12 protein-coding genes and 3 pseudogenes are annotated in these 12,541 nt (G+C 56.6%); 4 read left to right on the top strand and 11 right to left on the bottom strand.

Features of this window, described 5'->3' with window-relative positions; genetic code table 11:
- Nucleotides 1-108 (top strand): annotated as a pseudogene (locus AAFO90_RS16400) (IS5/IS1182 family transposase); the annotation flags it as partial.
- Nucleotides 109-121: 13 nt separating this feature from the next.
- On the opposite strand, the gene AAFO90_RS16395 reads toward AAFO90_RS16400, so the two are convergent.
- The 7 genes and pseudogenes from AAFO90_RS16395 to AAFO90_RS16365 form a co-directional block, all read right to left on the bottom strand.
- The gene (locus tag AAFO90_RS16395) at nucleotides 122-3,421 is read right to left on the bottom strand and encodes a DEAD/DEAH box helicase (RefSeq protein ID WP_347510053.1); all 3,300 of its coding nucleotides are present in this window, start codon (nucleotides 3,419-3,421) and stop codon (nucleotides 122-124) included.
- Nucleotides 3,414-4,067, bottom strand: coding sequence for a hypothetical protein (locus tag AAFO90_RS16390; protein WP_201721928.1), 654 nt, complete (start codon nucleotides 4,065-4,067; stop codon nucleotides 3,414-3,416). The genes AAFO90_RS16395 and AAFO90_RS16390 overlap by 8 nt, the downstream gene beginning before the upstream one ends.
- A gap of 293 nt (nucleotides 4,068-4,360) precedes the next feature.
- Entirely contained in the window at nucleotides 4,361-5,881 is a 1,521-nt protein-coding gene (locus AAFO90_RS16385; RefSeq protein WP_009827239.1) for a Fic family protein, read from the bottom strand.
- Between the two features lie 719 nt (nucleotides 5,882-6,600).
- Nucleotides 6,601-6,753, bottom strand: a pseudogene (locus tag AAFO90_RS16380) (VirB3 family type IV secretion system protein); the annotation flags it as partial.
- Between the two features lie 15 nt (nucleotides 6,754-6,768).
- On the bottom strand, nucleotides 6,769-7,050 hold the full coding sequence (locus AAFO90_RS16375) for a TrbC/VirB2 family protein (RefSeq protein WP_065335126.1): 282 nt from the start codon (nucleotides 7,048-7,050) through the stop codon (nucleotides 6,769-6,771).
- A 16-nt stretch (nucleotides 7,051-7,066) separates the two neighbouring features.
- Complete coding sequence (locus AAFO90_RS16370) at nucleotides 7,067-7,744, bottom strand: lytic transglycosylase domain-containing protein (RefSeq protein WP_339741743.1); 678 nt, start codon at nucleotides 7,742-7,744, stop codon at nucleotides 7,067-7,069.
- Nucleotides 7,704-8,018: a hypothetical protein gene (locus tag AAFO90_RS16365; RefSeq protein WP_040181319.1), complete on the bottom strand. Its 315-nt coding sequence runs from the start codon at nucleotides 8,016-8,018 to the stop codon at nucleotides 7,704-7,706. Before AAFO90_RS16365 ends, AAFO90_RS16370 begins: the two co-directional genes overlap by 41 nt.
- Nucleotides 8,019-8,150: 132 nt before the next feature.
- Here AAFO90_RS16365 and AAFO90_RS16360 point away from each other — a divergent pair, with 132 nt between their 5' ends.
- Nucleotides 8,151-8,729 carry a hypothetical protein gene (locus AAFO90_RS16360; RefSeq protein ID WP_347510052.1) on the top strand — a complete coding sequence of 193 codons (579 nt, stop codon included), beginning with the start codon at nucleotides 8,151-8,153 and terminating at the stop codon, nucleotides 8,727-8,729.
- On the opposite strand, the gene AAFO90_RS16355 is transcribed toward AAFO90_RS16360, so the two are convergent.
- The 4 genes from AAFO90_RS16355 to AAFO90_RS16340 all read right to left on the bottom strand — a co-directional run bounded on the left by AAFO90_RS16355 (nucleotide 8,723) and on the right by AAFO90_RS16340 (nucleotide 11,436).
- Entirely contained in the window at nucleotides 8,723-8,923 is a 201-nt protein-coding gene (locus tag AAFO90_RS16355; protein ID WP_037210192.1) for a hypothetical protein, read from the bottom strand. The genes AAFO90_RS16360 and AAFO90_RS16355 overlap by 7 nt on opposite strands.
- A gap of 76 nt (nucleotides 8,924-8,999) precedes the next feature.
- A complete protein-coding gene (locus AAFO90_RS16350; protein WP_227513933.1) occupies nucleotides 9,000-9,185 on the bottom strand; it encodes a helix-turn-helix transcriptional regulator in 186 nt (61 codons plus the stop codon).
- A gap of 795 nt (nucleotides 9,186-9,980) precedes the next feature.
- Nucleotides 9,981-11,051, bottom strand: a complete 1,071-nt coding sequence (locus AAFO90_RS16345) for a sialidase family protein (protein WP_286697689.1) — start codon at nucleotides 11,049-11,051, stop codon at nucleotides 9,981-9,983.
- Nucleotides 11,052-11,205: 154 nt separating this feature from the next.
- Entirely contained in the window at nucleotides 11,206-11,436 is a 231-nt protein-coding gene (locus AAFO90_RS16340; RefSeq protein ID WP_009827263.1) for a Cytochrome c2, read from the bottom strand.
- Nucleotides 11,437-11,772: 336 nt separating this feature from the next.
- On the opposite strand from AAFO90_RS16340, the pseudogene AAFO90_RS16335 reads away from it, so the two are divergent.
- Nucleotides 11,773-12,015: pseudogene (locus tag AAFO90_RS16335) on the top strand (transposase); the annotation flags it as partial.
- 161 nt (nucleotides 12,016-12,176) lie between these two features.
- A complete protein-coding gene (gene tnpB, locus AAFO90_RS16330; RefSeq protein ID WP_347510051.1) occupies nucleotides 12,177-12,509 on the top strand; it encodes an IS66 family insertion sequence element accessory protein TnpB in 333 nt (110 codons plus the stop codon).
- Nucleotides 12,510-12,541: the final 32 nt, after the last annotated feature.

Below are 12,541 nucleotides of genomic sequence, written 5' to 3'. Positions count from 1 at the left end.
TTCGCAAAGATCAAGGAATTCAGAGCCATAGCGACCCGCTACGAAAAGACAACGTCCAGCTACGCCGCCAATTGGCATCTCGCGGCTGCCATCATCGCCTCACGATGAATGTCCACAGACCCTAGATGAGGTCGTCCAGATCTCTATTGTTTAGTTCGCTATCAGAAGCGGACTCCACGCGTGCTTCCAATGCCTCTTGAGATTCACTAACCGCAGCCGGTTTGAGATAGGGTACGATTTCTGCGAAATGTCGATGGACTTCATGCCGCGACCATTTGGCTGACCACATAAGTGACCCAAACGCGGCCATCTCAGCATTTGAAAATCCCCGCCTTACGCAACGATTGGCAAACACCATCGCTGTACACGGTTCTGTCTTTTCCGCCGAATGCACGTTGACATGACCCTGAAGGATTTGAAGCGGCGCCCCCATGAGATGGGCGAGATCAGGAACAAGTCTAATCACGAACTTTCGAGCACTCGTAGAGCGCTTCTTGTCGCGTGTTTTGTCAGAAAGCCGCTTTTGAATTTTCTTGAGCGGCGCACCGTTCATCCAGTCCTTCAAGGCCGCGCGAAGCTTCGGAAGTGAGTAGGATGCACGCGATTGATCATCCTTTAGCTTCTTGATTTCCGTTCCGAAGAGATACTCCAGGGTCTCCAACTTGACCAAGCGAACCAGGTACTCCGGTTTAACCATCAGCCACTCGAACACCCAATCGCACAAGCTTTCGACGGTTTTGAAGTTTCTAAAACCGTGCTTGCTGAGAGCCTTTGACATGTCGTCCAGAATATCCTCCGGCAGCCCCAACATGGATGCGGTGTTGCGCAAAGACAATTTCTCAACGGCTAGGTCTCCATCATCGCTCTTCAGAAGTGAAAGTGCTGCGGCAGTTCTGCTTTCAACCCAGTCTTCGTCCGCATCTTGACGTTTACGATAAGCCGCGAAGCTCCTCGCGAGGCCAAGTCGTATGTCAACTTTTCCATCGTCGCCATGATCAGTTTCTGCCAAGCGCGCGACGACGTAACGCTCCAAGTCACCGATTTCAGTTGCGCTATTGTGGATACGGTCCATTAGGGCCGTAAATGGATCGTCCAGCACCAAACACTGATCGGTTTGGCCAAATATGTCTCGCAGCCTACTCCATCTTGACCCGATCTTGTTCTCAGCATCGTCCAGGCCGACGACCTGTCCGGGGATGACTAGAACGATACCGGTTGCGCTTTCGCCTGCCCGGCCGGCACGACCGGCTGCGTTTAGCAGGTCCTCTGGGCCCAGGAGGTCTTTTCGACCGGAAGAGGCGTCGAATTGGCTGTCTTCTGCTATGATGACCAAATCGGCAGGCAAGTTCATACCTTGACCGAGCGTCGGGGTCGCTGCGAGCACGGCCAACGCCCCCTTTCGCTTATACAGCGCCTCCACTAGCTGGCGTTCCTCAGGAAGCAATTGTCCATGGTGCGTCGCAGCCTGGGATGCCAATTTTCCGCCCACAAGAGTCAAGTACAGCTGATCAGCACCACCCATTTCATCGACGGAAATCTCATACAGACGCTGCTCAGTTTCAGTCAGTTCGACACTACATTCATCAAGCGCTGCCCCGGCCTTTTCTGATATAGAAAAGGCATTCGGTATGGATTGAGAAAAGACGAGAGTTCGTAGCCCTGCTCCAGCGGCTGCAGCAGCGACTGAAGATGCAACGACACCGGAGTTGGGCGTCACTTTCCAGAACTTGTTTGTCGAAAGCTGAAGTGTTTCGTTCAAGAGTGGTACAAGAGCATAGTCGCGGCGAACCTGTGACGCCCATGTCTGCTTCACGCTGAAGAACGCGTTTGGTTTTGCCGTCAGCTTGCGCTTTACCGCAGCAGGAACCCCCGCAGTGGAGCTTTTTGCGCGAGCATTCCGCAAGAGTTTTCGCAGGTCAGCAAGTCTCTTTTCATCGTAAACGACGCATCCCCTTAGTTGCCGGGTTGGTTTCCATGCATTGTCGAGAGCAAGAGAGTTTCTACCTGTCAGCTCCGCCAGCCAACCGCTCAGTTCATATGTGTTCTTCATCATAGCCGACATCAGGACGATATCGGCGTCCGGTACAACGCGGGTAAACCCCAAGATGCATAGCATCGCGTCGATTGCTCTCCGGTCTCCGTCAGTGCTCGGATGCATCAGATGACATTCATCGAAGATCAAAAGACCGACGTCATCAAACCGCTCTGGTTCCATATGACTGGTAAGGAGACAGGCTTCTGGAGTCATCACCATGACGTCCGGCAACTCGTCGCTATCCCCAGAAAACCCGAATTCGTCCATACGTTCACCGCGAACGGTTGCCCGCGGAAATGCACCGCGCAGGTCCCGTGCTGTCTGATCAACGAGAGCGTGCGTAGGAGCTAGGAATACCGCCTTGCGCCCGGATAACAAAGTTGCATGAATTTTGAGTTGTGCGGTCGTCGACTTCCCGGCTCCAGTGGGGAACCCTATCGCAGCAGATGTGCCAATCTTGAGGTACCCTTGGGCGACGGCGTCCTTGTGATTACGCCACAGATACGGGCGCGTCTCGGCAACCGTTTTCATGGCCTCGGTCCAACGATCCTCAGGTACGCCATCCGGAGGCGGTAGGTTAACGACGGCGCTTTCCATCAGGGCGGAGCCTGCAGCGATCAAGAGACTGGCCAAATGGAACGGTCCGGGAAAGACAGCGATTGCACCTTCGGGGAATGTATCCTCCAGATCTGATGCGCCGGCGGCGAGCGACTTTACTTCAGAGAAGACTGCAATTGGATCGACCATCCCCCTCACTCGACGCCCTTGCAGCACGAAGGCCAAGGCTCGCACACCTCGCAAGAGTCGATAGTAGAGCGCTGCATTGGCTCGCTCGCCACCGGTACCCGAGACGAGTCGGTCTTGGGGCGGTCGCTTTCGATTCCGAATACGACCAACTTGTCCTTTTGCGAGCATGATCAAGTGAAGAATCAGTTCCGACTGCAGCCAATCGCCGCTCGGGATGCGGATAGAGTCTGCCACCTCAGCAGCATCAGCCGATGCCCCGGCTACCAAGAACAGGAGCATTGCCGAAACATCCGGACTGATCGTATTCGGCGATACAAATGAAACTGGCTGGTCCGAGTCCCGTAGAGCGATCGCTTGATGAACCAACTGATAAGCCGTTGCGGCAACAAAGCCTGCCGCTGCCCGGTTTTCTCTATCGGGATTAATGGCTACCAATGCTTCATTGGTCTGCGCCAACCGGCGTGCAAATCGAATTGTGTCCTCGAGAAGCTCTTCCCCATTTTCACTCTCGCGAAGCAGTACCCTTGCCGATACGATCTCGGCGAAAGCACGTGCAAGTCGGTCAGGCAAACCTTCGCGGTCCAGGTCGGGCAAGTCTGGGGTGGACCTGATGAGTTCGGACGTTGCGGGATCATACATTGGCTGCCGCCTCGGCACTGTCGATCTTGACGAGCGCTTTCTCCGCTACACAATCTATCCAGTCGCGAACGTCTTCCAAAACTAAGGTTTCGGCGCGCCGGCGTGCTACGTCACCCAGTACAGACTTCTCATACCCTTTGAACAAGCCCTTGCGTCCCTTTGCCGATGCATATTTGCCACCAACGGTCACCGCCACGCGGTATGCCCGTTTTTCATTCCATAGAATATCGGCAACAGTCCCGTCGGGGTCTGGGTCTCTGGATACCTCAAGTAGCGAAGTTACCGACGCAATGAGTTCGTTGTCTCGTCCGCCTGTTTCAAACTGCTCAAACTCCGGCCAGACCTTTGATTTAACTTGGTTCCGAGGGTTCTTGGTCGCCTTCTCTTCGCAGATGACAACATGGGCAATGCCGTCGCTGTCGAACTCAATAATGAGGCCATCCAACCCTTTGTCCGCTTTAATCATCTGTGGAGCCCGTATGAGAGCCTCATCGTCGAAACGGTGAGCGGCGATCCACGCAATGACCTGAAAAACCCAACCATCCCGATGGTAGGTCTTGTCGCCAGTGCCGACGGTCAAAAGCTTTCGCGCACCTTCGAAACCGCCTTTGGGATAGCGCGCGGGCAAATCGCCTGTGGCGCGCAATATGCGCTCCACTGTTCGCGACTGACCTATTGCGACGCGGGCCAGGAGCTCAGCAAGCTGGTCCTCGTCCTCAATCGTCCAAGTGGAGCCCGACCAACAATCTTTCTGCCGTATTGGGGTTAGGGTTACTGGCATGAGCTAGACGCGCAACTCAGCGATGTCGATCAGGCTTGGCGTCTTAACGGTAGCTGCAGAATGAGTGTTTCTCATCGTCGGACTCGCTCAAATGTAGAACTTGAATGGCTGGCGTTCGGCGTCATTGGCGCTTCCCATGACCAGAACATATTTATTTGTCATTGCGCTGCCCTTGTCTCGGCCAGAAAAGCTGCAAACGGTCGAATATCTTCCCTCACGCTCGCTGTCTCTAAAGCGGCCATGTAAGCCGCGCGCTGTTCGAGCTTGATGACTGTCCATGGTTGCCCGGCAGCGGCCATCATGACGTTCATCAGAAAGCGCGCTATTCGACCGTTCCCGTCCAGGAACGGATGGATAAATACGAAGATGAAATGTCCAAGGACGATCCGAACAGTCGGGTCATCTTCCGCCTTGAGTAGGTCGAAGAAGACCGGCATGCAGTCTCGAACTGCCTCAGGACTCATTGGGACATGCTGGGATTGCCGAATGTACACAGGGGACGATCGGTAGCCTGCAAGTTGAGAGGCCTTCAGGATGCCCGCTGTGACAGACGGTGCGAATAGGTTGCGATACCAATCACTCAGATCGCGCTCAACAACCTCACCCGCGTCAGCACCTTCCAGAACTGCCCGAATGCTTTCCTTCACTCTCTGAAATGCTTCCCAATATCCACGCGCTGCAAGGGCGTCTTTCAGCGCTCGGTCTTGCTCATCTGTTTCTGGGTTCCAGGTCCCCGAACGCACTTTGTCAATCAGTTCCGGCGAGACACGATAGCCCTCAATGGAGAGCGAATGATACGCATCCGTGACATAGATTTCGTCGATCTGCTTGAGATAGGCGTCGATGTCATTGGTGATGGGTTGGGCCTTTGGAAAGAGATCAATAACATCGTCGCGCATGCTCTCCCACTTCAAGCGGATGCGATGCACGTGGGGCGAGGTGATCCGCCCGGCGTTTGGCACAAGAATCGACTGCTCAAAGGGGTTGATCTCGCGAACGTCATGCGAAGCGGCTTTCATCGCCGCAAGGATTTCGTCTGCGACCTTTTCGGACCCGATGCTTCTAAAAGCACCAGCAAGCCTGCCGGCCGCTCGCGTGTGCCCCCCGTCCAACAGCTTGCCAAGCAGCCGTGAGGCATCCGGCATCATAGCAAGCACAGTGCGCGCTTCTGTCGGATGGTTTTGGAAGAAGACCTCGGGAACGAGGATTAGGGCATCCTCGACGGAGAATAGGCGTAAATTGTCGACGATTTCGAGCGCCTCATCTGACGCGATCGTTGCGCGCGTCTCAAAAAGCGACGTGTTGTGGGGCAGATCGGTCTTAGAGTTTCCGCCCTTGACCGCTCTTACCAATAGCTGAGCAGGAACTGTCGTGTTTCCAGCATGTATGATGAGGGACTGTTCAGGAGACAGAGACCAGTCAGTGCCAAACCGATCTGACAGGTATTGTGCGCAGAATCCCCAAAACGATGTGTACCATGCTGTGCTCTCACCGGCGTTTTCATCGGGGCGTGATGGGATGTACCAGCCCTTCATGACTTCCTTCAGGAAGCCTGCCTTCAGCAGCCGTTCGCGGTGAGTGCGTGACATGTCTTTGGAGCGAATGGCAATCGAACCACCAGACTGTAGTGTCTCGAGCTCTTCCAAGGAGCTTGCAAGCTTCTCTGCGGCACTCGGCATAATTATTCGGCTCCGTTCGAGATTTAGGTTTTAGCGTCGTACATGATTTAGGTGTATGTGTCGAACGATCTTTAGGGTTTTGTGATGCGCAAATCTTAGGTTTTAGTGTTATTGGCCCCTCCTGCCCTTTGGTCAGGACCGCGCCCTACTCGGTCGGCTGCGCGCAGCCGCCCTCCCCGAGCTGAAACGCCGCCTCTCCCTGCGACGTGCCGCTGGCCGCGCCGTCTCCTCCGGAGCCAGCCCGACCAGCCGTCGCACGGTCGTGGTAACGCTTCATCTCGGCCATTCGGTAACGGTCGCTGGGGCGGGCGTGTGACATCAGTGATCACGTACCTCGCGTCTCGGCCGCTGTTGGTCCTCGCTTTGCCGGACACGCAGCTCCGCGCCGCGATCATGGGTCGCAAACGATGTCCGACGACCGCCGGATTGCATTGACCGAAGCTGGCAGAAGGCCGGTGATGGTCGTGCTGTGCAAACCCAAGCTATCGGGTTGCCGTAGAGGGTCAGTTCGAAATCCCGGTGATCCGAACAGGTTGTCGAAGCTTCGACGTTCTCCATGCTGCGCTTCAAGACAACACACATCGGGTTGCCACGGAAACCAGCCGTCGTGGCACGTGAGGCAGGGACAGCAAAGCTCTGACTGGTCGGGATTCGGATCGGGGCAAGAGGACAGAGAAGACATCGCCCGCCCTGCAGCGCCTCCCTCGGCCGTTCCCCTAGGCGACGAGACCAATCAGGAAGAAGACCATCGACTTCGTCCAGATAAACGGCAGAACGACCCCGGTCGCCAGCACCACAAGGTATCCGACAGGGAGACCCAGATACTTGGGCGGACGGGCGAGGCCCAGAAAAAGGGGGGATCGTTCTGCCACTGCTCTACTCGGATCTCAGGAGAAGCCGTCGACGATGGTACCGGCCGAGAAGATCAGCACGATCCCGATAATAACCGAGGCAAACCAGCCCCAGTTCAGCCGCCCCATCATGCACATGAAGCCGGTGCCGATCACAGCGAGCGTGGCAACCGCGATCCCGATCGGGCCGGTCAGGGCGGCCTCTACGGTTTCCAGCATGGTCTGGATCGGCGACAAGTCCTGCGCGAAGGCGGGCGTTGCGAAAGCCGCCAGGGTTGTGGCGACAGGCAAGAGGCGGCTGAGGCGATGTCGGAGCATGCGAAGTTTCCTTGTTTTACTGAAGATCGATGAGGACGGGCGCGCGGGCTGGAACACCGTCTGCGACGCGGATGTCCGGAGCGGAAACAGGCTTACCTGCCAGCCGGGACCGGATCCGATGGATGCGCGCGATATAGTCGCGGGTCTCGGTGAAAGGCGGGACGCCTGAATACTCGATCACGCGGTGCGGCCCGGCATTATAGGCTGCGAGCGCCAGGTCGATGTCCTTGAACGTGGCGAGCTGCGCGAGCAGATAGCGCGCCGCGCCATCGAGGTTCTGGGAGGGATCGCGCGGATCGACTCCGAGGCCGCGGGCCGTGTCTGGCATCAGCTGGCCGAGACCATAGGCGCCCTTGGGGCTGACGGCAGTTGGGTTGTAGCTGCTTTCGGCCTCGACCAGTGCTCGGAACAGGAACTGCCAGTCGTCGGCACCCAGACCAACCTGGCGCAGGGCACGGTTCCCCTGGTGGCGATCAGCAGTCGTCCGGATCAGGGAGAGGATGTCGTCGCGTCCGGACGGCGGCGTGGCGACCAGCGAGGCCAGAACCACTTCGGCCTCAGCGCTATCATCCAGCCCCGCCCAGGCAGGCCTCGCGCCGTGGAAAGTCCAGCCCGAGGTCCGGGCCGTGCCGTCGCGACCGAAGGCGATGACGTCAGCCGCGCTCCTCGAGGGTGATGCTGTAGTCAGGACCAAAGCGCAGATCGCGCCCGTCACCGAACTCGAGATGATGTTTGAAGAGCCCCGGCCATATGTTGAAATACCGCGGCTCAGGTCCGTGTGGGGTGATCCGGGTCGAGACCAGAATGGCTTCCGGCTCGCCCGCGCGCAGGTAGATGCACTGGTAGCGCGGCTTGCCATCGTCCGTGAACCCCACGAGTTCATACCGGCAGCGGAACGCGATGCCTTCTTCTTGAAGGTCTTTCACACCATCGATGGTGATCAGGATCTGGTTGCGCGCTATCGGCATGTTCGGACTCTCCCCACGAGAGCCCTTCTACTGCACGACACTAAGGCCATAAAGACATATAGAGTCAATACGACATATTGCAGAAAAATACAAATTGCACGATAGTTGCCGCAACTTTTGCGGGAGAGTGACATGAAACGGCAGGCGATGGCGGCGATAATCGGGGTGTTTGGTGCTCTTGGGGTGCCGGTGAAGGCGCAGGCCTATGATATCGACTGCGCCATCATGCTCTGCATGGCGGGTGGTTTCCCACCGAGTGCCGTCTGCGCGCGGGCCTATCGCACGATGATTCGTCGGATCACACCCTGGCCGAGCCTGCCGCCTTTCGGGGTCTGCACCTTTGCCCATGTGCCGGTCGAGCTGGGTGGGCCCGGCGGAGAGGGCGAGCTCGATACAAACTTGCCGGAGTATGAATGGCTGAACCGCACTCATGTGATCTGGTTCACCGGGCGCTCCTACGAGCCGCGCGACGAACCGCGCCAGTGGGACTGGTCGATCCGCTCCTGCGATCGCGAAAACCGGACCTGCCGCTACATCCAGCGGGTCTACGGTTCCCACACGCCCTGGCCCGCGACATTCGTCTCCGAAAGCGGGCAGGAAATCGCCTACCCGACCAGCGGAGGCCTATGGCACTTCTATTCCCGCAGCATCATGGTCGAATACGGCGACTACGAGGACAACATGGGCCACTCGGAGTGGTTCTCCTACTGATTCGGATCGCCCGATGCCTTCAGCGAAATGGGGCGAAGCTCGGCAAGGCAGGTATCATAGCCATCAGGATCGACATGCCAGCGGCGGCTCACCGAGCCATCATTCCAACGGTAATCGGTGAACAGGTGAATCTCCTGCGCACCGTCGTTCAGAAACCCTTCCTGGAAAGGCCAGCCTGTCTTTCTCTTCGCCATGTAACCGCGCCACTCGTACCGTTCTTGCCGTTCTGTCTTTCGTAATCGGGGCGGGATCAAAGCCTCGGGAAGCGGATTAGCGCTTCGCGAAAAGCTCTTCGGGATCGACGTTTAGCGCCCGGGCGATGCGTTCGAGAAGATCGAGGGAGGCTGCGAACTTCGAGTTCTCGAGCCTGCCCATGTGACCGCGGCTTACGTTGGCCTGATGAGCAAGCGCTTCCTGGCTGAGGCCGCGGGCGCGTCTCAAGTCCTGGATGTTCAATGCTACACGGTCCCGCAAGTTCATGCCCGCGAAACGGACACGGTGCACGAAATATCGCCACGCGATATATGTTACATTCGAAGATGAGGGAGCAGAAAAATCGAAAATCGGTGCTTAGAGACAGAGGACCAATGTGCATGCAGTTCCGGGTACTTGGTGTTGCAAATGCTACTAGGGCGAGTAGCGGTGACCGTCAATACACCATGACACGAAACAGCGTCATCGTCAGTCACGCATAATGAAGTTTATGTTATTTCTTCTCCGGCTAATGCCGACCTTCGCTTATGCTTGGTAAAGGTGCACATCGCGGGACAATGCCGTCATTCGTTTTTCATATTTCGCTGACGCAGCACGGCTTCGCGCATGCGGCAGGTTTGTCGCTGCGTTGCGGCTCATGTTGCCAATGCGGTCATTCAATCTGGCTAAATGTCACAAAGTCCAAACTCCACCTTCGCTGTCTCTTCGCAGCATATTTTCAAAAACAGTAAGGCGCACAACAACTTGAAGCACCTACAACAATCACACCAGTCCCGTAAATAATGACGGGATCTTTATCCATGGTTTACCGACGATCTTGAAGCGATTCCTCGACGGTCCAATTGTTGCGCTCTTGATCTAAAGATTTCACGATTTCGAAGCTCTAGTGACCAGATTGTTTGGCTACGAGATTCTCGCGCAGCGATAAACCTCCAAGGCTAGAATTATCCGTTTGCGGGGTCCTAAGAGTAGGATGGAATATTGACTTTCACCGCCATGGAACAGCCTTGAACCGACTTGTCGCTTTGGTCCTGAAGATTACCTTGCGGGAGACGGTATCGCTACTTCGACACCAACCACGGTTGTCCCCGCCAAGTTGCCCTGTGCAGACCCTGTCCACGCAACGACAACGCCAGCTGCTGATCGCGTAATCCTTGGAAATCCTACCGACTCTCGCCCACGATTGATGTGGAGTGCTTGTGGCGAAGTACACCCGCTCTCCGGCGACACCTGACACACGACTATTGCTTCATCGCCATTCGCATACTCCAACCAAAGAGCAAGTGCTTTGCCGTCACCCATCTGCAAGACATCTACGCGACCTGCGGGTGTGCCGAGATCGAGTTGCAACGGGTCTTCAAAGGATGCGCCCCCATCCCTGGAAAACGCAATTCGAGCCTTTGCCTCGCCATTGGCACCGGTGAACCACACGACTACCGCGTACGTTCCCAACGCATCGATGGCAGGTCCGTTGACAGGGCATCCTGCGATTTCCCAGCCGTCGCCGTAAATTGTTTCGGGGTCGGTCCATTCTTCTTCGACCAACCTGACAACCGAAATATCGCGGATTTCTTCGGCTGTTCGGTCCCTGTAAACCGCTATGATGTTACCTGCTTCGTTGCGGACGGCCGATGTTTGACAGCACGTACAAGCGCGTGGGTCGAGCAGGCTTTCCGGTCCCATTGAACCGTCCGGCGCAATGCGACGTGCGCGGACCTGCATGGCATTCTCATAGCTGTCGTCTGCGGCTTGATTATCGTATGCACGACCATCTAGCCAAAGAGCTGTCAAACCAGCGCTATCATCAGGGATTAGCGACACGAAACCATGTTCACGCTTTGATCGGTCATCGTGGGGTATGATTGGCGTTGTCCAGTTCAGACCCTCATCGAAGGAGAAAGCGATCTTTACGTCGTATTGATAGCTGCCCGGCCCATTCAATTCCAACCAATGCGCTGCAAGCGTCCCATCGCTAAGCCCAACGACTGACGGAAAGTCGGCCCAGTTCACAAACAGTGTCTCAGATTGATGAATTGTACGCGCCTCCGTCCAAGAGGTGCCATCGAACAGGGCCATCCGAACGGCGTTGTTACCTTCGGTCCAACTCATCACGATCCGACCATCGGGCAGTGTTGAAAGCGAGGGTTCACGTGCGTGATCCCCAACCGGTGCAATCAGTGGTCTGACTGGAAACAGAGGGGCATCTTCAGCCGCTACAAAGGGCGCACCGAGCATAAAAAGAGCCGTGCAAACGAATAAAAATCTAATCGGCCTCAACCTCCGGTCCAACCGAAACGAGATAAGCCCAGACTGCCTTGGCATCCGTTTCTTTCTTCAATTTGAATGACATGCCAGATTTCGCCTTGCTGTCGTTCAGAAAAGTCGCGAGGAACTTCTTCGGATCTGCAATATAGGCTACGAAATCGCTCTCGTTCCAGACCAAGCCATTCTCGCCCGCTTCACGAATAGAGTCCCGAAATTTATTCCCAAACATTTCTTCGGTCCCTGCTGTTCGGTTGTACACACCATAAAGATTTGGCCCAACCGCGCCACCCTTTCGGATAACGTCACCATCCGTCCTGACGATTGAGTGGCAGGCCTTGCACTTGTTAAATACCTTGTCTCCGGCTGATGCGTCGCCGGTTGCATGTCCATCGGCGAGAACACCTGTTCCGGACTATGCCAGTGCTAGCGTTGCGATAAATTTAGGTTTCATTCGTTTCTCTCCCCGTTGATGACAGTTATGTAAGCGCCGTCTCAACCCCACATTGCTGCTAATGGCTTCGGCTGCGATGTGATCTCCATCTCATGATGGGGAGTGCGTTTCGCAATGTGCGCTACAAATTCGTTTCTCAAATCTCTGGGCGTCGAGATTTACGCGTCGGGACATCGCCGGTGGCCGGATGAGGCCAAGGCCTTGGCCGTCGCGATGACCTTGGAGGCTGGTGCGACGGTGAATGCCGTGGCGGAGCGGTTTGGCATTCTGCCCAATCAACTCTCGGCATGGCGACGTGAAGCCAAACAGGGCAAGCTCGTGCTGCCTGCGGCAGAAGTCGAGGACCCTGTCTTTGCGCCTCTCGTTGTCTGCGAGGTTGCCGAGGGGGAAGCGGGCCCGGAGGTCGCATCGCAGGCTGCCCCGATCAGGATCACTCGAGGCGCTGTCGTGATCGAACTCGCCCATGATGCATCTGCGGCCCGGATTGCCGAGATTGCCCACGCGCTGGAGGTGCATCCATGCTGATGCCCTCGCAGGGCGTGCGGATCCTGGTGGCGACGAAGCCGGTCGACTTCCGGAAGGGGCATGACGGTCTCGCGGCGCTGGTCCAGTCGACGCTTGCCGAGGATCCGTTCACGGGCACGGTCTTCGTGTTCCGGTCGAAGCGCGCCGACCGGTTGAAGATCCTGTTCTGGGACGGTAGCGGACTCGTGATGGTCTACAAACGGCTGGAAGAAAACACCTTCACTTGGCCCGCGATCCGCGACGGGGCAATGACCTTGAACCGGGCGCAGTTCGAGGCCCTGTTTGCCCGTTTGTCCCGGAGCTTGACGCGGGCCAAGTTCCAGTAACGGGGCAGCGCCTAGCGCCCGGTTCACTTCCA

The organism is Phaeobacter sp. CAU 1743 (assembly GCF_039839315.1).
GTDB lineage: Bacteria > Pseudomonadota > Alphaproteobacteria > Rhodobacterales > Rhodobacteraceae > Phycobacter > Phycobacter gallaeciensis_A.
Note: the sequence above shows the minus strand (reverse complement) of the source record. Positions and strands in the feature narration are given on the sequence as shown.